A 24422-nucleotide genomic window follows, 5' to 3' on the forward strand; every position below is an offset into this window, starting at 1 on the left:
GCGGGCCCAGGCGGGGGTCGCTATAATCGCGGCCATGCGAACGAATACGATCGCGCTCGTCAGCTTTTCGGTGATCGTCGCCGGGCTCTCGCTCCAGGCGCAGCGCGGTGCGGCGCCCGCGCCGGCGGCCGATCTGGTGCTGACCAACGGACACATCGTCACGGTCGAACCAGCGGCGCCGGAGGTCGAGGCGCTCGCGGTCAGCGGCGGCCGGATCGTGGCGCTGGGCACCGCGGCGGCCGTGGGGCGGCTGATCGGGCCGTCGACGAAGGTCATCGATCTGCACGGGCAGCTGGCGATCCCGGGGTTCATCGAGAGCCACGGACACTTCACCGGCGTCGGCGGGACGCAGCTCGAGCTCAACCTGATGAACGTCGACTCGTGGGACCGGATTGTCGCGATGGTCGCCGAAGCGGTGTCGCACGCGAAGCCGGGACAATGGATTTACGGCCGCGGCTGGCACCAGGAGAAGTGGAGCAGCCGGCCAGAGCCGAACGTCGAAGGTTTCCCGACACACGCGTCGCTCGACGCGGTCTCGCCCGACAATCCGGTCGTGCTCGAGCACGCGAGCGGTCATGCGTCGTTCGTGAATGCGAAGGCGATGGAGCTGTCGGGCATCAAGCGTGCGACCGAGAGCCCTGCCGGCGGAGACGTCCTGCGCGACAGAAAGGGCGACGCCACCGGCCTGATGCGCGAGACGGCGCAGCGTCTGATCAAGGAAGGCGCCGGCGAGCCGCCGCCCTCCGCGGCGGAGCGGCTGGCGCACGATCGCAAGGTGCTCGAGCTCGCCGACCGGGACGCGCTCTCGAAGGGCATCACCACGTTCGAGGATGCCGGCTCGCCGCTCGCCACGATCGATCTGATGAAGCAGATGGTCGACGAGGGGAGCCTCGGAGTGCGTCTCTGGGTGATGGTCCGGCAGCCGAACGCGATCATCGCGCCGAAGCTGGCGCAGTACAGGTTGATAGACCACGCCGACGGGCATCTCACCGTGCGTGCGATCAAGAAGCAGATCGACGGCGCGCTCGGGTCGCGCGGTGCGTGGCTGCTGGCGCCGTATACCGACAAGCCCGATTCGAGCGGCCTCGAGACGGAGAAAGTGGCCGACATCGAGCAGACGGCGGGTTTGGCGATGGCCAACGGCTTCCAGTTGTGCGTCCACGCCATCGGCGACCGGGCCAACCGGGAGACGCTCGACATCTTCGAGCGCGCGTTCAAGGCGAACCCCGCGAAGCAGGATTTGCGCTGGCGCGTCGAGCATGCGCAGCACCTGAGCGCCGCGGACATTCCGCGCTTCGGCCGCCTCGGCGTGATTGCGTCGATGCAGGGGATTCACTGCACGTCCGACGCACCCTACGTGCTGCAGCGCCTCGGCCCGGCGCGCGCCCAGGAAGGCGCCTACGTCTGGCAGAAGCTGATGAAGAGCGGGGCCGTGGTCGCCAACGGTACCGATGCACCGGTTGAAGACGACGACCCGATTCCCAACTTCTACGCCAGTGTCAGCCGCAAGCTGAAGGACGGGACGGTCTTCTATCCCGATCAGCGCATGTCGCGCCTGGAGGCGCTGCGCTCCTACACGATCAACGGCGCCTACGCCGGGTTCGAGGAGGCCAACCGGGGCTCACTCAAGCTCGGCAAGTACGCCGACATCACGGTCCTGTCGAAGAACATTCTCGAAGTCCCCGAGGACGAGATTCCGACCGCCAGGGTGGTCTACACCATCGTCGGTGGCCGCGTGCTCTACTCTGCGGCGGACCGACCGTAAGCTCGTCCGCGGATGTTCGGTCGGCTCGGGGTCGGCGTTGTACAGCTGACGGGTCGATTATGATCATGCCGCTGCCGCATGGAGCCTCCCTCGACGAGACCGCCGGGCGTGCCTTCTCGCGCCGTCGCGACCACCGCCGATCTGCTCCAGCGCGCCAGACTGGGCGACGACGGGGCCCGTAACGAGCTGTTCGCGAGGTACTTGCCGTCGCTCAGGCGCTGGGCTCGCGGCCGCCTCCCACGGTGGACTCGCGATCTCCGCGACACCGAGGACGTCGTGCAGGAAACCTTGCTGCAGACGCTGAAGAACCTCGACGCGTTCGAGCCGCGTCACGAGGGAGCGCTGCAGGCGTACCTTCGTCAGGCGCTGATGAATCGTGTGCGCGACGAGGTCCGCCGCGTGTCACGTCATGGAGTGACGGAAGAGATTGCCGAAGATGTGCATCAGGACGCGGGAGCATCGCCGCTCGAGGAAGCGATCGGAAGCGAGGCGCTGGCGCGCTACGAGGCCGCCCTCGCACGTCTGCGTCCGGCGGAACGCGAAGTTGTGATTGCGCGGGTCGAGATGGGCCATTCGTACCAGCAGATCGCCGCCGGGCACGGCAAAGCGAGCGCGGACGCCGCGCGAATGGCCGTGTCACGCGCGCTGCTCAGGCTCGCCGAGGAAATGGATGTCGACGTCTGACGCCAGCCGGCTGCTCGATCTCGCGGCATCGATTGCCGACGGCGCGTCCGTCGACTGGTCGGAGCCGGCCGGGCCGCTGTCCGCCCGCGAGCGTCGCGTGTTCGATCACCTGCGGGTGATCGATTCGCTCGCTGAGCTGTACCGCTCGTTGCCTGCCCAAGACGACGAGCCGGCGGGAGACCCGTACGCCAGTCCCGAGCCTGCCGGTCCTCATTGGGGCCGCCTCATCCTGCTCGACCGCATCGGTCAAGGCACGTCCGGCGACGTCTTCCGTGCCTGGGACGTCGAGCTGCAGCGGGAGGTCGCGCTCAAACTGCTGCACGTCGACGGCGTGTCGGACGCCGCCGCCAACGCGCGGTTGCTCGGCGAAGCGCGGCGGCTGGCTCGGGTCCGCCATCCCAACGTCGTGCACGTCTACGGCGCCGAACGCCACGAGGAGCGCATCGGGCTCTGGATGGAACTCGTGCGCGGACGGACGCTCGACGATGTCGTCCGCGGCGAAGGACCCATGGCGATGACCGAGGCGCTGGCGATCGGCGCGGATCTCGCCGGGGCGGTCGCGGCCGTGCACGCCGCGGGACTTCTGCACCGTGACGTCAAGGCGCAGAACGTCATTCGCGAAGACAGCGGCCGCGTCGTCCTCATGGACTTCGGTACTGGCGAAGAAATCGCGTCGGCCCGCCCGGCGCTCGCCGGCACGCCGCTCTACCTGGCGCCCGAGATTCTCGGCGGAGCCGAGGCCAGCCCCGCAAGCGACGTCTACAGCCTCGGCGTGCTGCTGTTCTATCTCGTGAGCGGCCGTTATCCCGTGCATGCGGACACGGTGGAGGCGCTGACCGCCGCGCATCGTGCCGGGCGCCGGACGCTGCTGGCGGCCGCCGTGCCTGCCTCCCCGCGCACGTTCGCGCGCATCGTCGATCGCGCGCTGTCGCCCGATCCGCAGCAGCGCTACGCGACGGCGGCCGAGCTCGAGCAGGCGCTGCGGGGGTGTCTCCGACAACCCGCGCAGCCGCTGGCGGGCGGCGCGTGGCGGAGCCGGACGATGGCGGCCGTCACGGCCGTCGCCGTCATCGCGTTGACCGCCACGGTCTGGCGGCCGTGGGCGCGCCCCGTCCCTCCCGCCGCCGCGACGTCGATCGCGGTGTTGCCGCTCACCTACGTCTCGGGCGCCGCCGATGCGCCCTCCTTCGCCGACGGCCTGACCGACCAGTTGGTCACGACACTCGGACAGATCAGCGCGCTCCGCGTAACTGCGTTGACGTCAGTACTCCGGTTCCGGCAGACCAACCGCCCGATCGCCGCCGTTGCCTCCGAGCTTGGCGTCGGTTCCGTGCTCGAAGGCTCGGTCGCGGTGCAAGGCTCCGGCTCCGGGGCCGCGGATCCTAGAGTGCGCGTCAACCTTCGGTTGATCCGCGCGGGAACCGACGTGGAACTGTGGTCCGACAGCTTCGAGCGGCCGCTCTCGGACATCCTCGCGCTGCAGGCCGACATCGCCCGGGCCGTTGCCCGCAGTGTGCAGGCGCGGCTGTCGCAGGCGGAAGAGGCGCATCTTGCGAAACCGGCGCAGGTCAGCGCGCCAGCGCAGCGTGCCTATCTGGAGGGGATCTCGTATCTGCGGCAGAACCGGCATGGCACAGAACTGTTGCCGGCGAAGGAGGCGTTCGAGCGCGCGATCGCTCTCGATCCCACCTTCGCGCCGCCGCACGCGGCGCTCGCGCGGACTTATGTGAGCCTTGGCGACAGCGCGACCATCGCTCAGGCCGACGCGTATGCCGCGGCCGTTCCCGAGGCGCGTCGGGCTCTGGCGCTCGATCCGAGCCGGTCGGACGCCTATACGACGCTCGCCGACCTGAGCTTCCGCTATGAATGGGACTGGAGCGGCGCCGAAGCCGGCTACAAACAGGCGATCGCGCTCGACGCCAGCGACCCGTACGCCCGCACGCAATACGCGCGGCTGCTGGCGGCGCTCGGGCGCGTGGACGAGGCCCGGCGGGAAGCCGAGACCGCCGTGGCAATTGATCCGCTGACCGCCGACGTGAAACTGACCGCCGGGCTGATGGCGTTCTATCAGCGCCGCTATCCGGAGGCGGAAGAGATCCTGCGGCAGGTGTTGCGCATGGATCCGCGTTCCCCTGGCGCGTACGTGGTGATGGGACGCATCCAGGAGGCGCAGAAACGGTACGCCGACGCCCTGAGCCTGATCGAACGCGGCACGCGGCTGACCGATATTCCACCGTGGCGCGCCGACGTCCTGCGCGTACGTGCGCTCGCAGGCGATCAGCCGGGGGCCCGCGAGGGGCTCGCGCGCCTCAAGCAGGAGCTGGCGGGCAGCCACCAGGTACTGGAGCCCGAGTATGAGGCGTACGTCCGGCTTGCGCTCGGCGACCGCGACGCCGCCCTTGAGCTGCTCTCGTCAGCCGTGGATGCGCGAAATCCGAACGTCTTGTGGATGGCCGTCGATCCGCGCCTCGATTCTCTCCGCGACGATCCCCGCTTCCGCAACCTGATCGCGCGGCTCGGACGTCCCTGATCACCCGCGATTGCTTGACCGCCGTCAGTCGCCTCGCTAGACTCACCTGACATCTCACAATCGGGAGGAGAGTGCAGTGTCCAAATCGCGCCGACCCGTGCGCAAAGCGGTGGCTTCCAAGCGCAAGCCCGCCAGCCGCCCGAAACTTACCCTCAAGAAGTCACGCAAGCCGGTGAAGACCGATGGAGGCGTGGAGCTGAAGCCCATTCGGGATGACATCACGCGTGCCGTCGAGTCGCTGAAGGCGATGCCGTCGAAAGAAGCGATCAAGGTGACGATCGAACGCCTCGAACGGTGCCTCGCCGAATTCGACTCCATTTGCGACCCACAGAATCCCGACAGCTGTGGGACCACAATGACCTTTTGGCCGTAGCACGCCGGCGCGCCGCGCTCCGCTATCGGCGATCGCCGTTCGTGGTGGGCTACTGGCGCGGCTCGAAGCTGCTCGCGTTCAACTATGCCACCGGCGCGAATACGGCACTCGCGCCGTCTCTCTGGCACGTCCTGCATGTGTGTGAAGACTGGCGCACGGCAGATCAGGTCAAGGCGGCGCTCGACATCAGCAGCGTTCGCGCCGCCGATTTCGTCCGCGCGCTGGCGTCGTACGGACTGCTCCAGCGCTCCGATGCGCCTGAGCATCCCTCCGACCGATCCATGTCCGCGATTGCGGAGTGGAATCCGGCCGCAGGGTTCTTCCACGCCGCGACACGCCACGTTCGATTTCTCGGACCTGCGGCGGCGGCGCGGCTGATTCGCCAGCGAGCGCGCGCCAGGCCCATGCCGGCCCCGGTCAAGCGGCTGCGCCGGGCGCCGATCGTCCGCCTGCCGGGCCCCGCCGAGCACGGTGAGTTCGCGGCGGTGTTGACCAGCCGGCGGACGTGGCGCCGCTTTGGCGCGGCGCCGGTGACGCTCGGGGATCTGTCAACCGCGCTCGGCCTGACGGCGGGAGTCCGCCACTGGCTGGCGACGCCGTTCGGCCGCGTGCCCATGAAGACGTCGCCATCCGGCGGCGCGCGCCACCCAATCGAGCTGTATGTCTGCGCGCGAGACGTCAAGGGTCTGCCGCGGGGCCTGTATCACTACGCGGCCGACGTGCACGCGCTCGAACGCATCCACGGCGAGGACATGACCGACCGGCTCCGCGTCTGGATGCCACACAGCGGCTACTTCGCCAAGGCGGCCTTCGTCGTGGCTTTGACGGCCGTGCTCGATCGCCAGGTCTGGCGATACCCGTACGCGCGGGCCTACCGCGCCGCGCTGGCCGAGGCCGGCCACGTCTGCCAGACATTCTGCCTGACCGCTACCTGGCTTGGACTCGCGCCGTTCTGCCTGATGGGTCTTGACGATGCCGAGATCGAGAAGGACCTCGGCATCGACGGCGTACGAGAAACAGTTTTGTATGTCGCCGGAGCCGGTACCAGGCCCCGCGGCACGTTGTGGGCCCCCAAACCCCGAGGGACGATTCGGGCCGTCCCGAACCCGGCCTTCGTCCCCCGCTGACGACGTGTTCGCTCAGGCGGTAGCGAGCGTTAAGAGAGACATGAACGCCAGTTACCAGCTTGGAGACGTTGTGAACGGAATGCCCGCAAACATGGCCCCTCGAGCCGCCCTGCCGGCGGTCGGACTGCACCATTCCTGCTGCCGCGAGATCCTGCGGCTGAATGGTGAAAACGCCCGGTTGAGCGACGAGCTCACCAGGATGCGCGCTCGGTACGACGACCTGACGAAGTCCGCCGAGATGTGGATCCACCTGTACGAGACGTCGCTGGCGCAACTGCGTCGCGGCGACGGAACCGCGGCTGCGACGGCGCCGCGCTCGCTGAACAGCTGACGGCACGGGGATGAGCGAATCATCGAACGTGCGGCTGCGTCGGAAGCCCGACGCGCGCGTCGTCGAGCATCCGTCCGGGGTGACCGCGTACCCGGAGCCGTACGCGGTCCCGGTGCTGCCGCCCGGATGGGCGCCGCTCGACGAGAGCGACGCCGAGGCGGTCCTGCACGCCTGCGACGACCTGCCCGCCGCCTGCCGCCTTCGCCTTGGATCGCTGTGGGACGGCTCGGCCGAGTATCGCGTGTATTGCCTGCATGGCGACACATGGGGAGGCGTGCACGCGGCCACGCAATTCAGATTCGGCCGCAACTGCCGCCTGCTGGCGATCGCGCATGAGTCGCGCGACGTCGCGCGCATCGCGATCGAGTTCGCGAACTGGGATCTGGAATCCGCCGGCGCCACCTGGCGCCTGAGGCTCGACCTCGAGTGAGCGTCCGGCGGGCCTGCAGGCCTGAAGGCCTGCGCTACGCGAGCCCGCCTGCGCTACGGGGTGCGCCAGCTGTGTCGGTCAATTTGCGACGTAGCGCAGACCTTCAGGTCTGCTTCATCCCGCCGGTTTGCGCCGCGAGGCAGGCCTGAAGGCCTGCGCTACGGCGGGCTGGTGCGCTACGGCGGGCTGGCCTGCGCTACGGTGTGTGCCAGCTGTGTCGGTCAATTTGCGACGTAGCGCAGACCTTCAGGTCTGCTTCATCCCGCCGGTTTGCGCCGCGAGGCAGGCCTGAAGGCCTGCGCTACGGCGGGTTGGTGCGCTACGGCGGGCTGGCCTGCGCTACGGTGTGCGCCAGCTGTGTCGGTCAATTTGCGACGTAGCGCAGACCTTCAGGTCTGCTTCATCCCGCCGGCTTGCTCCGCGAGGCAGGCCTGAGCAAGCGCCCCCTAGCGGGCGCCGACCGGACGCGGTCCACGCTGCGGCGCGGTGGAGCTCTGCGGCACCTTGCGCCGGTACTGATCGAAGAAACGGTTGCACGCCTTGTGGAACCGGTCGGCGAGCTGGCGGCCGGTGTCGCCCGGGACCGGCACCAGACGCGCGAACGACGCCTGTGCCTGCCGGACCTCGTCGGCCAGGCCCCGCCACTTCGACTCTTCGCCGGCGCGGCCGCCGATCGTGTTCGACGCGAGGGCTTCGCGCAGTCGCGCCGCGAGATCCTGCGGCGAATCCTGGGGCGACTCGGCGCCGGACACGAGGTTCTCGACCCGTCCAACCAGCTTCTCCATACGCTGGCGGCTGGCCTCGATGTCGAGTTCGGTGCCCTTGAAGGGCTCCGGGAAGGCCGTCAGCAGCCGCTCGATGGCCGAGACGAAGCGCGCGCTGAGCGGATCGGCGCCAGAGCGCACCGCCGTCATCGACTGATTCCAGCGGGTGCGGAGCGACCGGACTTTCTCGAGGAGGTCGGCCGGCGCCGGGCTGTCTTCGGAGGGGAAGAGGCCCTCGAGTTCGCCGATCAGCGCCTCGCGATCGGACTGTCGTGATTCCAACTCGATCTCGTCGCGCCGCTTGTAGCGCTCGAAGAACGTATCGGCGGCGGTGCGGAAGCGCTGCCACAGCGCCTCGGACTTGCTGCGCCGGACGGGGCCGGCGGTTTTCCAGTCTGCCTGGAGCCGTCGCAGTTCGGCGGCCGCCTTGTCCCATTCCCGCGACTGCGCGAGCTCTTCGGCGCGGGCGCAGAGCGCTTCCTTCTTCGCCTGGTTCGCCGACCACACTTCCTTGCGCTGCGCCAGGTCCTCGTTGCGCCGGGAGAAGAAACGATCGCAGGCGTCGCGGAAGCGCTTCCACACCAGCCGCGTGTCGGCGCGCGGCACCGGACCGAGGGCCTGCCACTCGGCCTGCAGCTTCTTCATTTCGTCGGCGGTCTTGATCCAGTCGGTCGAATCGGCAATCGCCTCGGCGCGCTCGATGAGCGCGAGCTTCTTCTGCAGGCTCTCGTCGCGCTCCTGGGCGCGGGCCGCGAAAAACTCGCGTGCGTGGGCCTGGATCGGATCGGCGGCCAGCCGGTAGCGGTGCCAGAGCGTCTGTGCCTGGGTGCGCGGCGCTTCGGCCGCCGTCTTCCAGCGTTCCTGGATCTCGTGCAGCTCGCGGGCCGCCTTTTCCATCTCGTCCGGCTTGGCGAAGTCGAACTTCTTCGACAGCCCTTCGGTCTGCGCGATCAGCTCTTCCTGGACGGCGGCATTGGCGAACCGCTTCCATTCGTCCATCTCGCGCAGCTCGTGCAGCTTGGGCGCCAGCACGCCGAGCGCCGCCTTCAGGCGCTCGACCAGGTAGTCGCGCTCGTGGTGCGGCACGTTGAGGGGCGTCTCGATCGCGGCGCGCAGATCCTTGGCCGCCTTCTCGGCTTCCTTCAGCGTGAGGTCTTCGGCTTCGGCGCGCTTGTGGACGCGCTCGATCAGCTGATCGACGCGCGCGACCTGCTGCCGCAGCGCTTTTTCGACCGCCGCCTTCTTGGCTTCCGCACGTTCGCGGATGATCGCGTCCGCCGCGGCGAAACGCTGATCGACCGCCGGGTCGAGCTCTTCGGACTTGTCGCGGAGCGATTTCCACTCGCGCCCGACCGAGTCCCAGGCGTAGGGCGGGCTGTCGGGCTCCGCGGCGAGCTGTTCGGCCTCGGCGGCGAGTTCGCCGAGGCGGGTGTTGGTCCGCGCCATGTCCTGGCGGTTCTCGTGGCGGACGCGGGCCCGATCGCAGGCCTCCTGGAAGCGCCGGCCGAAGCTCGCGTGCACCGCCTCGTCGGGATCGGCGGCGAGTCCTTCCCATTCCGATCGGGCCTGCTCGACCCGATCGAGGGCGTCGTCGCCGTAGAACGATTCGATCCGCTCGCAGATCGCGGACTTGCCGCCGCGCGCGGCGGCGAGCTCGGCTTCGCGGGCGTCGCGCTCGGCGCGGGCGCCGGCTTCCCGCGCGATGTCCTCGCGCGCCGAATTGGCCGCCGTCTCGAAGCGGCTCTGATCGGCGGCTGCGGTGTCGTGCGTCGACCCGGCGAGGAGCTCGCGCCAGCTGTTCTCGACGGCGGCCAGCCGCTCGGCCGCATCGGGAGCGGCGGCCGCGCCGCGCACCCCTTCTGCGCTGGCGATCGCGAAGGCGACGCGCTGCACGTGCTGTTCGGAGGCGATCTTTCTGGCGGCTTCCGCTTCGTCGATGGCCTGCACCATCGCGCGGGCGCGCTTGCCGACCGACTTGCTGGCGGCGCGGTCGGCGAGCTGGTCCAGCGCGGCGCGGTCCTGCAAGCCGGACCGCTCGAGCGCGGCGATGCCGGCGTCCTTGTGCTCGGTCTTGGCCGCGATGTTGAGCAGTTCCGCCGGCTCCTGCACCCGCTCGACCGCGAGCAGCGCGACGCGGCCGTCGGCCGCCTGGCGCGCCACGGAGCTGAGCGTCCGCACGTCGGTCAGGCGGTTCACCGCGTCGACCCGCACGCTGTCGATCGGCGATGCCTTGGCGACGTTGCCGATCTGCTTCGGCTCGCGCAGCGCGGCCAGCGCGCGCCCGGCAATCGGCGCGTCGCCCGAAGACGCGGCGACGCCGGCCAGGCGCTCCAGCGTCTCGGTGCGGATCGCCTCGTCGGCCTCGGCGTCGGCGATGGCGGCCAGCACCTCGACGTCCTGGATCCGGGCGGCCGCCGCGCGCCTGACGCGCGGATCGGCGTCCTCGCGCGCCATCGCGGCGATTGCCGCGCGCTCTTCCTCGGTCGCGGCGCTGTCGCTGAAGTCGTGCACGGCGGCGAGCCGCACTTCCGGGTCAGCCGACTTGTACTTGGGTTGAATCTTGAAGCGGTCGAGGAAAGACATCTGGGGAGCCTTACTCAATTTGGAAATGGAGAAATGTGAATGTGGAACTTTCCACATTTCCACATTTTCAAATTCCCAAATCGCGAATTATTGTGATTCAGCCGTCAGCCAATCGGCGATCTGTTCGCGCGTCCACAGGTGATCGTCGTTCAGGTGCACGAGCATCGGGGCGAGCGGCAGTCGCTTCTTACATCCTTCATGCGGGCAGCGCTTCGTCACCTCGTCGAGACAGCGGAACAACCGTTCGAGGTGGTCTGGAATGAGCTTCCCGTGCGGTCGCGGCAGATGATAGACGGCGTCGTACACGGCGCCGAGCGCGCAGGAGCCGCCCTTCTCGTCGAAATAGCTGCCGAAACACTGTGGCCCACGCGTCGAGCCGGCGCGAATGTACTCGGCCAGCTCACGTTGTTCGCTCTGGAGCGGGGTTACCATCTCTGGCCTCCAAAGAAGGACTCCAATTGTAGCGCAGCGTTCAGTTGATCAATGATCATTCGGCGATCCCGCGACGACCGCGGATCCATTCGCTTGAATCGTCGCGCACGATCTTTTGGGCTTCGGGCTGCCGGTGGCGAACGTGGTGTTCGACCCCGGCGATCACGCGGCCGATTCCGAACGCCATGTGCATCTGCTTCCTCTTGCTCGGCTTACTTCTACAGGCCCCCGCTCCTGGAGCGCCGGTACCGCCCGCCCCTGGTAACCCGATCGTCGACATCGAGACGTCGATGGGGACGATCACCGTCGAGCTATTCAAAGATCAGGCCCCCGTCTCCGTCGCCAATTTCCTCCAGTACCTCCACGAGGGCTTCTACCCGGGCACGGTCTTCCACCGGGTCGTGCCGGGCTACGTAATCCAGGGGGGCGGCTTCACGAGCGCGCTGGCCGAGAAGGGCACCCGCCCCCCCATCCAGAACGAGGCCACCAACGGTCTGGCCAATCGCCGCGGCACGCTCGCCATGGCGCGGACCCGGACCCTGCGCAGCGCCACGTCGCAGTTCTACATAAACCTGGCCGACAACCCGTCGCTCGACCACCAGGGCTTCTCCCCGGACGTGTTCGGGTATGCGGTCTTCGGGCGGGTCATCGCCGGCATGGACGTCGTCGATCGCATCGGACAGGTCAAGACGGGTGTCCGCGACGGCATGGAGGACGTGCCTGTAGAACCCGTGACCATCAAGAACGTGACGGAGAAGGTGGCGGCCGGAAAGGAGCGGCCGGCGGAGCGCCAGGAATGAGCCGGCCGCTCGTCATCATCTACCTGACGGTCCTCGTCAACCTCGTCGGCTTCGGGATCATCATCCCGCTCCTGCCGTTCTATGCGCAGACATTCGGGGCCTCGCCGCTCACGATCGGGCTGTTGTTCGCCTCGTTCTCGGTGTCGCAGCTCGTCGCCGCGCCGGTGCTGGGCCACTGGTCCGATGCGTGGGGCCGCCGGCCGGTCCTCATCCTGAGCCTGCTCGGCACGGTGGTCAGCTTCGTCATGCTGGCGGTCGCGCACAGTCTGGCCATGCTCTTCGCGGCCCGGATCGTCGACGGGCTGTCGGGCGGCAACATCACGACTGCGCGTGCCTATATCGGCGACATCGCGACCGACGAGAACCGGGCCCGATACTTCGGCTTCCTGGGCGCCGCCTTCGGACTCGGATTCGTCATCGGTCCGGGCCTGAGCGGCCTCTTTGCGCATCTGAGCTACACGGCGCCGATCTGGGCGGCGGCCGCCATCACCGTCTTCGCCACTCTTCTGGCCTGGCTGTGGCTGCCCGAGACCGTCCACCGCGTCCACGCCGTGGTGGGCTCGCCGTGGCGCGCGCTGCGCGAACTGGGCACGCGCGCCAACCTGCGGGTGCTGTTCGCCGTCGATCTGCTCTACTGGGCGTCGTTCGCCGTTTATCAGTCCACGTTCGCGCTGTTCGGGGCCCGCCGGTTCGGCTTCGACGCGGCCCACACCGGGTATATTCTCGCCATCTTCGGCCTGCTCGGGGTCGTCGTCCAGGGCGGCATGGTCGGGCCGATCGTGAGGCGGCTGGGCGAAAAGCGGACGCTCATCACGGGTCTGGTGATTACGGCCGCGAGCTGGGCCGCCGCCGCGCTCGCGCATTCGGTGCCGACGTTCCTGGCGACGCTGGTGCCGGCGGCGCTCGGGCTGGGCTTCTGCACGCCGTCACTCGTGTCGTTGGTGAGCGGCGCCGCCGGCCGGCACGAACAGGGGCGCGTGCAGGGGGCCGCGGGCGCCCTCGAGAGCCTCGGTCGCGCCATCGGACCGATCTGGGGAAACGGCGCGCTGCAGGCGTTCGGCGAGGGGACCGCCTACGGCTCCGCGGCCCTGGTCCTGCTCGCCACCGCCGCGCTCGCCACCAAGTACTCGAAGCCGGAGCGAGTGTGATGCGGGAGTATTCGACCAAGGAGCACCCCGAATGATGGATCGACGGAGCTTTCTCATCGCATCGGCCGCTGCGGCGATTTCCGGTTCCCGGCTGTCCGCCTGGGAGGGCGCGGCGAACGTCGAGCTCGGGTCGATCGACGGCAGCGTCGGCGGCAACCAGTTCACGCCGATCACGTTTCTCGACTACCTCAGCTCGATCGGGCTGACGTGGGGCATGCTGTCGGTGCCGGCGGCCACGCTCGGCGACGAGGCGGCGCTGCGCGCGATCCGCGCCCACGCCGATCAACTCGGGATCCACCTGCAGCTCGCTTTCGGCTCGGTGTGTCCGAGTTCGAAGTCGTTCAACCCTCAGAATGGGACGCTCGAGGAACAGGTCGCGCGCGGCCTCAAGGCGTCGCAGATTTTCGGCGCGACCTGCATGCGCTGCGTGCTCGGCGGCGATCCGGAACGCCCGCAGATCTCGATGCACGTCGAAAACATGATCAACGCGGTGCGCGCGATGCGTCCGCGCATCCTCGATGCCGGGGTCAAGCTCGCCGTCGAGAATCATGGCGGCGATCTCCAGGCGCGGGAGATGAAAGCGATGATCGAGGCGGTCGGCCCCGACGTCATGGGCGTGTGCCTCGATTCCGGCAATCCGGTCTGGATGCTCGAGGATCCGCACCTGACGCTCGAAACGCTGATCCCCTACGCGCTCACCTGCCACGTCCGCGACAGCGCCGTCTGGAAAACGCCGGACGGCATCGCCGTCCGATGGGTGAACATGGGCGAGGGGAACGTCGACATCGACGGCTGGATCCGGAAGTTCATCGTGGCGAAGCCCGGGATGCCGATCATCTTCGAGAACCTGGTCTCGGGCGCTCCGCGGGTGCATCGCATCTACGATCCGGTGTTCTGGCAGAACTGGCGCACGATGACGGCGGCCGACTTCAGCCGTTTCCTGACCATTGCCGAGCGCGGCACGCCGAAACCGGCAGCGCCGCCGGTGCCGGGCACGAGCCCAGGGCAGCAGCATCGACAGGATCTGGAAGGGTGCGTCCGCTATACGCGCGCCCTGCTGACGCGTCTGTAGAACGGGCGGTGGTCCGGGCCTGCGCGCCGGGTGGACCACGCAACCGAGGCGAGTCTCTTGCGGATGATCGCGGCCGGGCGCGCGCCGCCCAGCCGGATCACCGCGCCGCGAGCTCCTGCTCGAGCCGGGACACCAGTCGGTCGAGCTGATCGACGACCGCGCGGACCGTGTCGGGCTGGCTCAGATCGACGCCACCCGTGCGCAGCAGCTCCATCGGATAGTCGCTGCCGCCGGCACGGAGCAGATTGAGGAAGCGATCGCGGGCGTCGCCGGTTTCCGCGCCGCCCCCCATGATCTGCTTTGCCAGCTTCGCCGCCGATGCGAAGCAGGTCGCGTACTGGTAGACGTAGTACGGCGAGTTGAAAAAGTGCGGGATCCGCGACCAGGTGATCCCGGTGTAGGCGTTCAGATCGACGGCGTCGCCGTAGTAGTCCTTCAGCAGCTGCGTGTAGATCTCGGTGAGGATTTCCGCGGTGATCGGCTGGTCCTGCTCTGCGAGACGATGGGCGCGCAGCTCGTAGTCGGCGAACATCACCTGGGTGTAGAACGTGCCGGTGATGTTGTCGATGGCGTGCTGCAGCAGCACGATGCGCTCGGTCGGATCGGTCGACCGCGCCAGCATGTACTCGAGGAGCAGCGCCTCGCTCAGCGTCGACGGCACTTCGGCGACGAAGATGGTGTAGTCGGAATAGATGAACGGCTGCGTCTCGTGCGACAGGATGGTGTGCATCGAGTGCCCCATCTCGTGCGCCGTCGTGAACACATCGTCGAGCGTGTCGGTGTAGTTGAGCAGCATGAACGGGTGCACGCCGTACACCGGCGCCGAATACGCGCCCGATCGCTTGCCCTCGTTCTCGTAGACGTCGATCCAGTGTTTCGAGAACCCTTCGCGCATCCGTGCCTGGTACTCGGATCCGAGCGGCGCGGTGGCCTCGACGATCCAGTCGAGCACCTCGTCGTAGGCGTATTTCTTGTCGAACGACACCAGCGGGATGGAGAAGTCGTAGACGTGGTAGCTCGCGACCTGCAGCGCGCGGCGTCGCAGCTGGTGGTAGCGCCGCAGCGGGCCGACGCCGGCGCGGGTCGTCTCGATCAGGTTCTCGACGACCGAGGTGGGAATGTTGTCGCCGTGCAGCGCGGCTTCGAGCGTGCTGCCGTAGCCGCGTGCCCTGGCGTGGAACCAGTCACGCTGGCAGACGGCGTTGTAGAGCGCGGCGTAGGTGTTGAGCGACGCCTTGTAGGTCTCGTGCAGCGCGGTGAAGGCCTTTTCGCGATCGGCCTGGTTGCGCCGGGTGGCGAGGATCGCGCGGTACTGGCCGTAGGAGACGGTCACCTCCTCGCCGTCGGACAGCGTCACCTTCGGGAAACGGGCGTCGGCCGTCGACAGCGCCGCGTAGGCGTCGTACGGCGCCTGCCCCAGGCGGCTCGCCAGCGACATCAGCTTCTCGCCGGCTTCGTCGAGCACGTGCTCCTGCTGGCGGTAGAGGTTTTCGATCGCGAATCGGTACAACGCCAGCGCCGGTTCGCGCGCCATCCAGGCGCGGACGGTCTCGAGCGGAACCTGCAGCAGCTCCGGGCTGAACCACGATTCGACTTGCTTCCAGCGCGCGAAGAGGATCTGCACCTGCTGCCGGCGGGCACTGATCGCGTTGTCGCGCTGATCCTGATCGTGCTGCAGCGACGGGTAGTACCACACCTTGTAGGCGAGCTGGCCGAGCGATTCCGACTGGGCGAAGGCTTCGAGCAGCTGTGCCGGCCCCTGCGCCAGGGTCCCTTTCAACTCGGCGTAGCGGTGGATGCCGGCCTCGAGCTGCTTGTAGGCCGCATCCCATTGTTCCCAGTTCGGAAAAATGTCGTCGACGTTCCACTTGAAGCGATCGGGGATGTCGCCGCGGTGGCGGCTGCGCGCCGTGGGTGCCGGTCCGGCCTGCGTGTCGGAAGCCATGTCTCAACTATACCGTCCCGTTCCGCGGCACCGCATCAGCTATCCTGCCGGTGGGGAGGGTTCATGACTGCAAGACGGGCGGGGTTCGGGCCGATGTGCGAACGGATCTCCACAGCGGCCGCCAAATGGACTGGCAGCACGTTCGCGCTGGTCGCCGCCGCGGCGATCATCCTGCTGTGGCTGATTTCGGGTCCGATCTTCCACTACTCCGATACGTGGCAGCTGGTCATCAACACCGGCACGACCATCGTCACCTTCCTGATGGTCTTCCTGATCCAGCGATCACAGAACAAGGAATCGCTGGCCGTGCAGTTGAAGCTGAACGAGCTGGTCGCGGCCGTGCAGGGCGCCAGCAACCGGCTGATCGACGTGGAGGACTTTTCGGAGGACGAGCTCGAGGTCCTGCACAAGTTCTATCAGCGCCTGTCGTCGAGGGCGAAGCAGGAAGAGGATCTCGGCAGGTCCCACTCGGTCGACGAGGCTGAGCAGCGGCACGGCCTCAAGCACTCGGCGCGCCGCCCGACGGACCAGACCGACGGGCGATGAAGGCGGCCACGGCGTCGAAGACGTCGACCAGCGCGGCATCGGGCTTGCCCCCCGTCACCTTCAGGCGCGTCTTGAACGAGTGGTCGCCGTCGGCGATTTCGACCAGCGCCGCATCGCGGAGCTGAGGCAGGAGCGCCGCGATTTCGGACGCCGCACCGAACTGGTCGCGCGTCCCCTGGACGAACAGCATCGGCTCCCCGATCGACGGCAGGTGGGCGTCGCGCCGCTGTTGCGGCCGCCCCGGCGGATGCAGCGGGTATCCGAGAAAGGCGAGTCCCGCGATCCTCTCGACGCCGGCCGCCGCCACCTGTGACGCGATGCGCCCTCCCATCGACTTGCCGCCGATGAAGAGCGGGAGCGTCGCGAACTCGGTCCGCGCGCGCACCTCCGCGATCGCCGCGCGCCACGCCGCCTCGAGAACGGGCGCCTTGTCCGGAACGCTTCGTCCCGCCGCGATGTACGGAAAGTCGAAGGTCGCCACGTGCACGCCGCGCGCCGCCAGTTCGTTCGCCGCGCGCACGATGAACGCGCTCCGCTGTCCGCCGCCGGCGCCGTGCGCCAGCACGAGCCCGGCCCCGGCGCGATCGCTGCGATAGACTGTCAGCACCGGAGGGATCATGACACGCACGCAGGCGCTCACGGTCATCGTTTTTCCCTTGGCCATCGCGATGGCGGCCGACGACGCGGCCATTGGCGCGCAGGACGTGACGGCGCAGCCGATGCTCAGTCGATCCGGCATCGAGCTCGGGTCGATGGACCCGACGGCGAGCCCTTGCACGGACTTCTACCAGTACGCCTGCGGCGGCTGGAACAAGAACCACCCGACCCCGCCGGATCAGCCGCGCTACGGCCGCTTCAGCGAGCTGCGGGACAGGAACGACGCCATCCTGCGCGACATCCTCGACGAGGCCGCCAGGCCGGGCGCTCCCGCGAGTCAGAAGAAGATCGGCGATTACTACGCGAGCTGCATGGACGAGACCGGCATCAACGCCAAGGGGCGCACGCCGCTCGGCCCCGACCTCCTGCTCGTCGACGGCATCAAGGACAAGGCCGGCATTCCCGCCGTCGTCGGCCACCTGCAGACCGTCGGGACGACGACGTTCTTCGGTTTCAGCTCCGGGCCCGATTTCAAGGACTCGACGCAGTACCTGCTGATCCTCGCGCAGGGCGGCCTCGGGCTGCCGGACCGCGACTACTACCTGAAAGACGACGCCGACCCGGCGAAGCTGCGCGCGGCGTATCAGAAGCACGTCGCGAAGATGATGCAGCTCGACGGGCAGACGCCGGCCGCCGCTGAAGCCACGGCGAAGTCGGTGCTGGCGATCGAAACGACGCTGGCCAGGGCCTCGCTCGACCGCGTGTCGCGCCGCAACCCGACGAACATCTACCACAAGATGCCGCGCGACGACGTGAAGAAGCTGATGCCCAATTTCAACATGTCGCAGTTTTTCGAGCGCGCCGAGGCGCCCGCCGGCGACAGCGCCAACGTCACGGAGCCAGACTTCCTCAAGGCCGTCGATCAGATCATCGCGTCGAGTCCGCTCGCGGACCTGAAAGCCTACATGCGCTGGCAGGTGGTCCACGCGCGCGCGGCGCTGCTACCCAAGGCGTTCGTCGACGAGAACTTCGCCTTTTACGGCAAGGCGCTGACCGGCGCCGAGCAGCAGACGCCGCGCTGGAAGCGCTGCGTCCAGGCGACCGACATCGACCTCGGCGAAGCGCTCGGCAAGGTCTACGTCGATCGCACCTTCGGCGAGGAGGGCAAGACGCGCACCCTCGAAATGGTCAAGGCGATCGAAGCGTCGATGGGACGCGACATCGACGCGATCGACTGGATGTCGCCTGAGACCAAGAAGGCCGCCTACGCCAAGCTCGCCGCCGTCGCCAACAAGATCGGCTATCCGGAGAAGTGGCGTGATTACTCGACGCTGCGTATCGTCCGCGGCGACGCTTACGGCAACTCGCAGCGCGCGAAGACCTTTGCGTACCGCCGCCAGCTGGCCAAGATCGGCAAGCCCGTCGACAAGACCGAGTGGCGGATGACGCCTCCAACCGTCAATGCCTACTACAACCCGCCCGAGAACAACATCAACTTCCCGGCCGGCATCCTGCAGCCGCCGTTCTTCATCAAGGCCGCCGACGACGCGGTCAACTTCGGCGCCGTCGGCGCGGTCGTCGGTCACGAGCTGACGCACGGGTTCGACGACCAGGGCCGCCGCTTCGATCCGGTGGGCAACCTGCGCGAGTGGTGGACGCCGGCCGACGGCAAGACGTTCGAGGAGCGCGCCCTCTGTGTCGACAAGGAGTACAGCGGCTTCAGCGCCGTCGACGACGTCAAGTTGAACGGCAAGTTGACCCTCGGCGAGAACGTCGCCGACAACGGCGGCTTACGCCTGGCGTGGATGGCGCTGCAGGAGCTCATGAAGACCAAGCCGCTCGGGACGCAGGACGGGCTCACCGCCGACCAGCGGTTCTTCGTCGGCTGGGGGCAGATGTGGTGCGAGAATCGCAGCGACGCGATCGCGCGGCTGTCCGCCAAGACGGATCCCCATTCGCCGGGACGCTACCGGACCAACGGCGTCGTGTCGAATATGCCGGAATTCGCGCAGGCGTTCGGCTGCCAGGCGCCTTCGCCGATGATCAACCAGCCGGCGTGCCGGGTCTGGTAGGCGATCGTGTAGCGCGGACCTTCAGGTCCGCCCTCTGCCAGGCCTGAAGACTGGCCTACGGCATCTTGCTGGGTAGGGCTGACTTGCAGCCTCGCCCACCGACATCTTCTTGAGTAGAGCGGACCTTCAGATCCGCCTCCGTCCGGCCTGAGAGCGGGCAGCCTGTCCTGCTTGCGCGTTTGAATCAATGTATGTAGATTTATAGATGTGGAATCGGCTGCTCTGTTCCGGCTGCTCGGCGACGAGGCGCGGCTGCGCATGCTGCGGCTGCTGGCAGCCGAGCAGTTGAACGTGTCGGAACTGACCGGCATCCTCGGCATTGCGCAGTCGGGCGTGTCGCGGCATCTGGGCCTGCTCAAGGATGCGGGCCTCGTCGAGGAGCGGCGCGAGGCGGGATTCACCTACTTCCGGCTGGCGCCGGCGCTGGTCGGCGGCGGCAACGGCTTCGGCCCGGTGTGGCCGATGCTGCGCGCGCACTTCGACATCGCCGCCGTGACGCCGCAAGGACGCGCTGACGCGGCGCGGCTCGAGGAAGTGCGGCGCGTCCGCCGGGAGGACTTCGACCAGCACGGCGCCGCTCCCGAGCACCGCCAGATCGTGCCGGGCCGCAGTTGGGCCGCGTGGGCGCGTGCGCTCGCGCACCTGCTGCCGCCGCTCGACGTCGCCGACCTCGGCTGTGGCGAGGGATATCTGGCGATCGAGGCGGCTCGGTTTGCGCGCACGGTGGTCGCCGTCGATCGATCCGAGGCCGTCCTGGCCCGCGCGAAGAAGCTCGCCGCCCAGCGCCTCGGCTCCGCGCCGGCATCCACGACCCCGACATCGCGAGCGAACGCCGTGAGCGAGCCACGCGAACGGACCGAGCCGCCGAAGCGGCGAGCGAGAGAGCGTGTAGGGGAGTTCGAGGGGCGAAGCCCCTCGGTTATTCAGTGGAAGCGCGGCGAGCTGGATCACCTGCCGCTGGACGACGCGAGCGTCGACGTCGCGCTCCTCTCCCAGGCGCTGCACCACGCCGCGCTTCCGGCCCGGGCCATCGCCGAGGCCGTGCGCATCGTCCGCCCAGGGGGGCGCGTGCTCGTCCTCGATCTGCGCCGCCACGAGGAGCACTGGGTCAAGGATCGGCTCGGCGACACCTGGCTCGGCTTCGAAGACGCCGAGTTGAAGCAATTACTCGAAGGCGCGGGACTGACCGATATCAAGCTCACCGTCGGCGCCCGCCGCCAGCGCGATCCTTTTACCGTCCTGATCGCGAGTGGCACCAGACCGCCAGAGTTGAAGAAGGCTCACTGACATGTCTCACATCGGCCATCGGTCATCGGATATCGGGCCCCGAACAGGCGCCGGCGCACAACTCGATCAGGCGCTCCAGCGCCGAATCCTCATCCTCGACGGCGCGATGGGCACGATGATCCAGCGGCACACGCTGACCGAAGCGGACTTTCGCGGCGAGCGCTTCCGGAACCACGCGAAGGACCTGCGCGGGAACAACGATCTGTTGACCCTCACCAGGCCGGACGTTATCAGCCAGATCCACGACCAGTACCTCGCCGCCGGCGCCGACATCATCGAAACCAACACCTTCAGCAGCACCACCGTCGCCCAGGCCGACTACCTGCTCGAATCGGTCGCCTACGAGCTGAACGTCGAAGGGGCCCGCCTGGCGCGTGTCGCGTGCGACGAATGGACGAAGAAGACGCCCGACCAGCCGCGGTTCGTCGCCGGTGCGATGGGCCCGACCAACCGGACGTTGTCGATTTCCCCCGAGGTCAACAACCCGGCATTCCGCGCCATCAGCTTCGACGCGCTGCGCGCCGCCTACGAGGAGCAGGTCCGGGGGCTCATCGACGGCGGCGCCGACGTCATCCTGCTCGAGACCATCTTCGACACCCTCAACGCCAAGGCCGGCCTCTTCGCCATCGAGCAGGTGTTTGCCGAGAAGGGGCGGCGTCTGCCGCTGATGATCTCGTTCACCATCACCGACAAGAGCGGCCGTACCCTGTCGGGCCAGACGCTCGAGGCCTTCTACGCCTCGGTCCGTCACGCGAAGCCGTTCAGCATCGGCATCAACTGCGCGCTCGGCGCCCGCGACATGCGCCCGTACCTCGCCGACCTGGCGCGCATCGCCGAGTGCTACGTGTCGTCGTATCCCAACGCCGGACTGCCCAATGCCTTCGGCCAGTACGATGAACGTCCCGCCGAGACCGGCGAGCTGGTCCAGGATTTTGCGACGAGCGGTTTCGTCGACATCGTCGGCGGCTGTTGCGGCACGACGCCCGACCATATCGCGGCGATTGCGGCAGCGGTCGCCGGCCAGGCCCCGCGCGGTGCGGCGGGCCGCGCGCCGCGGGCCGCGGATCACTTCACTGAACTGTCAGGGCTGGAGCCGCTCTCCATTCGCCCGGATTCGAACTTCCAGATGATCGGCGAGCGGACCAACGTCACCGGCTCGGTGCGCTTTGCGCGCCTGGTCAAGGCCGGCAACTGGGCCGAGGCCGCGCAGGTCGCGCTCGATCAGGTCCGCGGCGGCGCCAACATCGTCGACGTCAACATGGACGAGGGCATGCTCGACTCGGAGCAGGCCATGACGACGTTTCTCGACTACATCGCGACCGAGCCGGAGATCGCCCGGGTGCCGGTGATGGTCGACAGCTCCAAGTGGAGTGTGCTCGAGGCCGGCCTCAAGTGTATCCAGGGCAAAGGGGTCGTCAATTCGATCAGCCTCAAGGAGGGGGAAGCGGACTTCCTCGCGAAGGCGCGGACGATCCAGCACTACGGCGCCGCCGTCATCGTCATGGCGTTCGACGAATCGGGACAGGCCGACACCGTCGAGCGGAAGGTGTCGATCTGTCAGCGCGCCTACCGGCTGCTGACGGAACAGGCCGGCTACGATCCGGCCGACATCATCTTCGATCCGAACATCCTCGCCATCGCGACGGGGCTCGAGGAGCACAACGGCTACGCCGTCAACTACATCGAGGCCGTAAAGATCATCAAGGCGACGTGCCCGGGCGCCAAGATCAGCGGCGGCGTCAGCAATCTCTCCTTTTCGTTCCGCGGCAACGACACCGTCCGCGAGGCGATGCACTCGGCGTTCCTGTTCCACGCCATCAAGGCCGGCATGGACATGGGCATCGTCAACGCCGGGCAGTTGGTCGTCTACGAGGACATCCCGAAGGATCTCCTCGAGCACGTCGAGGACGTCATCTTCAACCGCCGGCCGGACGCGACCGATCGGCTCGTCCAGTTCGCCGAGACGGTCAAGGGGACGACCAGGGAGCGCCAGGCGGATCTCGCGTGGCGCAGCGGCACGGTGGAAGAGCGGCTGGCGTTCGCCCTCGTCCACGGCGCCGTCGACTTCATCGATCAGGACACCGAAGAAGCGCGGCGGAAATACACGCGGCCGCTCGACATCATCGAAGGCCCGCTGATGGACGGCATGAAGATCGTCGGCGATCTGTTCGGCTCCGGGAAGATGTTCCTGCCGCAGGTCGTCAAGTCCGCGCGCGCGATGAAGAAGGCGGTCGCCTACCTCGAGCCGTTCATGGAGAAGGAGAAGGCGGAGCGTCTCGCGAAGGACGCCAACGCCGTCACCGCGCAGGGTCGCATCGTCATGGCGACGGTCAAGGGGGATGTCCACGACATCGGCAAGAACATCGTCGGCGTCGTGCTCGGCTGCAACAACTACGAGGTGATCGATCTCGGCGTGATGGTGCCGGCGAGCAAGATCCTCGACACGGCCATCGAACGGAAAGCCGATCTCGTCGGCCTGAGCGGCCTGATCACGCCGTCGCTCGACGAGATGGCGATGGTGGCGCGCGAAATGGAACGCCGCCACATGACGCTGCCGCTGCTCATCGGCGGCGCGACCACCAGCCGTCAGCACACGGCGGTCAAGATCGCACCCGAATTCAGCAAGCCCGTCGTCCACGTCCTCGACGCGTCGCGCGTCGTCGACGTCGTGTCGCAGCTGCTCAATCCGGCGCGCGCCGGCGCGTTCGCGCGCAGCAACGTCGAGGCGCAGGAGGAAATCCGCGAGCGCTACAAGGCGCGCAGCGAAAAGCCGCTCCTCTCGTACGAGCAGGCGCGCGCCAACCGGCTGGTCTACGAGTGGGACGAGCACGTCACCGCGACGCCGGCGTTCGTCGGCCGCCGTTTTCTCGACGACGTGCCGCTCGAGGAGATCGTCAGATACATCGACTGGACGTATTTCTTCTCGGCGTGGGAGTTGAAGGGCAGATTCCCGGCCATCCTCGAGCACCCTCAGTATGGCGAGGCCGCGCGCAAGCTCTACGACGATGCGCAGGCGCTGCTGCAGAAGATCGTCAAAGGCCGCCTTCTCCGCGCCCGCGGCGTCTACGCTTTCTGGCCCGCCGCCGCCGACGGCGACGACATCGTCATCTACAAGGACGAGAACCGCCGCGACATCCTGGCGCGCCTGCCCATGCTCCGCCAGCAGGAGCAGCAGCCCGACGACCGGCCGAATCTGTCGCTTGCCGACTACATCGCGCCGCGCGGCCGCGGCGTGCCCGACTATCTCGGCATGTTCGCGGTCACCGGCGGCATCGGCGCCGAGGAGCTGGCGAGGCACTACGAGAGGGACCTCGACGACTACAGCGCCATCATGGTGAAGGCGCTCGCGGATCGACTGGCGGAAGCATTCGCCACGTGGCTGCATGCGCGCGTGCGCGACGACTGGGGCCACCCCGACGCGGCGTCGGCGACGGCGGAGGATCTGCACCACGAGAAGCACCGCGGCATCCGTCCGGCGCCCGGCTACCCCGCGTGTCCCGATCACAGCGGCAAGTTCACGCTGTTCGAGCTGCTCCAGGCCCGCCGGCAGGGCATGGACCTGACCGAGCATGCCGCGATGACGCCGGCGGCGACGGTCAGCGGCTACTACTTTTCGCACCCGATGGGGAAGTACTTCAACGTCGGCCGCCTCGGCCGCGACCAGCTGGAGTCGTATGCCGGACGCTGCGGCGTCAGCGTGGCCGCAGCGGAGAAGTGGCTCAGCCCGAACCTTGCCTACGAATCGTCAGAGTTCGCGAAGACCTGCTGAGTGCCGGCGGCGTCAGCCGTACGGCGACATCCAGCCCGCCTGCGTGGCCGCCGCGCCGTCGGTCACCGCACTGCCGGGCGACCGGCGGCTGCTTTTTCAATCTCGCCAGCTGTCGATTCCGCGGCCGGCCGTTCGACAGTTTTGTGAAGGCCGCTGATGGCCCACTC

The 24422-nt window shown here is 68.0% G+C and carries 19 protein-coding genes; 14 read left to right on the forward strand and 5 right to left on the reverse strand.

The window, feature by feature from the left end; translation table 11 throughout:
• The first annotated feature begins 34 nt into the window (after nt 1-34).
• The 7 genes from VGI12_11995 (at nt 35) to VGI12_12025 (ending at nt 7240) form a co-directional block, all read left to right on the forward strand.
• Nucleotides 35-1765 carry an amidohydrolase gene (locus tag VGI12_11995; protein ID HEY2433386.1) on the forward strand — a complete coding sequence of 577 codons (1731 nt, stop codon included), beginning with the start codon at nt 35-37 and terminating at the stop codon, nt 1763-1765.
• Nucleotides 1766-1873: 108 nt separating this feature from the next.
• Nucleotides 1874-2449, forward strand: a complete 576-nt coding sequence (locus tag VGI12_12000; protein HEY2433387.1) for a sigma-70 family RNA polymerase sigma factor — start codon at nt 1874-1876, stop codon at nt 2447-2449.
• A complete protein-coding gene (locus tag VGI12_12005) occupies nt 2436-4979 on the forward strand; it encodes a protein kinase (protein ID HEY2433388.1) in 2544 nt (847 codons plus the stop codon). Before VGI12_12000 ends, VGI12_12005 begins: the two co-directional genes overlap by 14 nt.
• A gap of 76 nt (nt 4980-5055) precedes the next feature.
• The gene (locus VGI12_12010; protein HEY2433389.1) at nt 5056-5352 is read left to right on the forward strand and encodes a hypothetical protein; all 297 of its coding nucleotides are present in this window, start codon (nt 5056-5058) and stop codon (nt 5350-5352) included.
• A complete protein-coding gene (locus VGI12_12015) occupies nt 5343-6479 on the forward strand; it encodes a SagB/ThcOx family dehydrogenase (protein ID HEY2433390.1) in 1137 nt (378 codons plus the stop codon). The genes VGI12_12010 and VGI12_12015 overlap by 10 nt, the downstream gene beginning before the upstream one ends.
• Before the next feature lie 91 nt (nt 6480-6570).
• The gene (locus tag VGI12_12020) at nt 6571-6810 is read left to right on the forward strand and encodes a hypothetical protein (GenBank protein ID HEY2433391.1); all 240 of its coding nucleotides are present in this window, start codon (nt 6571-6573) and stop codon (nt 6808-6810) included.
• A 10-nt stretch (nt 6811-6820) separates the two neighbouring features.
• Complete coding sequence (locus VGI12_12025; GenBank protein ID HEY2433392.1) at nt 6821-7240, forward strand: hypothetical protein; 420 nt, start codon at nt 6821-6823, stop codon at nt 7238-7240.
• 446 nt (nt 7241-7686) lie between these two features.
• Here the strand turns inward: VGI12_12025 and VGI12_12030 are convergent, their stop codons facing one another.
• The 3 genes from VGI12_12030 to VGI12_12040 all read right to left on the reverse strand — a co-directional run bounded on the left by VGI12_12030 (nt 7687) and on the right by VGI12_12040 (nt 11206).
• Nucleotides 7687-10587, reverse strand: coding sequence for a DUF349 domain-containing protein (locus VGI12_12030; protein ID HEY2433393.1), 2901 nt, complete (start codon nt 10585-10587; stop codon nt 7687-7689).
• A gap of 87 nt (nt 10588-10674) precedes the next feature.
• On the reverse strand, nt 10675-11019 hold the full coding sequence (locus VGI12_12035) for a hypothetical protein (protein ID HEY2433394.1): 345 nt from the start codon (nt 11017-11019) through the stop codon (nt 10675-10677).
• Between the two features lie 55 nt (nt 11020-11074).
• Nucleotides 11075-11206, reverse strand: coding sequence for a hypothetical protein (locus VGI12_12040; protein ID HEY2433395.1), 132 nt, complete (start codon nt 11204-11206; stop codon nt 11075-11077).
• Between VGI12_12040 and VGI12_12045 the strand changes: the two genes are divergently transcribed.
• From VGI12_12045 to VGI12_12055, 3 genes are read left to right on the forward strand one after another with little or no spacing between them, the layout of a single operon-like run.
• On the forward strand, nt 11205-11819 hold the full coding sequence (locus tag VGI12_12045; GenBank protein HEY2433396.1) for a peptidylprolyl isomerase: 615 nt from the start codon (nt 11205-11207) through the stop codon (nt 11817-11819). The two genes, VGI12_12040 and VGI12_12045, sit on opposite strands and share 2 nt — an antisense overlap.
• Nucleotides 11816-12967 (forward strand): MFS transporter, encoded by a 1152-nt coding sequence (locus VGI12_12050; GenBank protein ID HEY2433397.1) that lies wholly within the window; start codon nt 11816-11818, stop codon nt 12965-12967. The genes VGI12_12045 and VGI12_12050 overlap by 4 nt, the downstream gene beginning before the upstream one ends.
• A 34-nt stretch (nt 12968-13001) precedes the next feature.
• On the forward strand, nt 13002-14039 hold the full coding sequence (locus VGI12_12055) for a TIM barrel protein (protein ID HEY2433398.1): 1038 nt from the start codon (nt 13002-13004) through the stop codon (nt 14037-14039).
• 97 nt (nt 14040-14136) lie between these two features.
• Here the strand turns inward: VGI12_12055 and pepF are convergent, their stop codons facing one another.
• Nucleotides 14137-15984 carry an oligoendopeptidase F gene (gene pepF / locus VGI12_12060; GenBank protein ID HEY2433399.1) on the reverse strand — a complete coding sequence of 616 codons (1848 nt, stop codon included), beginning with the start codon at nt 15982-15984 and terminating at the stop codon, nt 14137-14139.
• A gap of 63 nt (nt 15985-16047) precedes the next feature.
• Here pepF and VGI12_12065 point away from each other — a divergent pair, with 63 nt between their 5' ends.
• Nucleotides 16048-16530, forward strand: coding sequence for a low affinity iron permease family protein (locus VGI12_12065; protein HEY2433400.1), 483 nt, complete (start codon nt 16048-16050; stop codon nt 16528-16530).
• On the opposite strand, the gene VGI12_12070 is transcribed toward VGI12_12065, so the two are convergent.
• Nucleotides 16484-17137, reverse strand: a complete 654-nt coding sequence (locus VGI12_12070) for an alpha/beta family hydrolase (GenBank protein ID HEY2433401.1) — start codon at nt 17135-17137, stop codon at nt 16484-16486. The two genes, VGI12_12065 and VGI12_12070, sit on opposite strands and share 47 nt — an antisense overlap.
• Before the next feature lie 10 nt (nt 17138-17147).
• Between VGI12_12070 and VGI12_12075 the strand changes: the two genes are divergently transcribed.
• The 3 genes from VGI12_12075 to metH all read left to right on the forward strand — a co-directional run bounded on the left by VGI12_12075 (nt 17148) and on the right by metH (nt 24255).
• Nucleotides 17148-19199 carry a M13 family metallopeptidase gene (locus tag VGI12_12075; GenBank protein ID HEY2433402.1) on the forward strand — a complete coding sequence of 684 codons (2052 nt, stop codon included), beginning with the start codon at nt 17148-17150 and terminating at the stop codon, nt 19197-19199.
• Between the two features lie 207 nt (nt 19200-19406).
• Nucleotides 19407-20486: a metalloregulator ArsR/SmtB family transcription factor gene (locus tag VGI12_12080; protein ID HEY2433403.1), complete on the forward strand. Its 1080-nt coding sequence runs from the start codon at nt 19407-19409 to the stop codon at nt 20484-20486.
• 1 nt (nt 20487) lies between these two features.
• Nucleotides 20488-24255 (forward strand): methionine synthase, encoded by a 3768-nt coding sequence (gene metH / locus VGI12_12085; protein HEY2433404.1) that lies wholly within the window; start codon nt 20488-20490, stop codon nt 24253-24255.
• The last annotated feature ends 167 nt before the right edge of the window (nt 24256-24422 follow it).

The organism is Vicinamibacterales bacterium, assembly GCA_036496585.1.
In the GTDB taxonomy this organism is placed as follows: Bacteria; Acidobacteriota; Vicinamibacteria; order Vicinamibacterales; family 2-12-FULL-66-21; genus JAICSD01.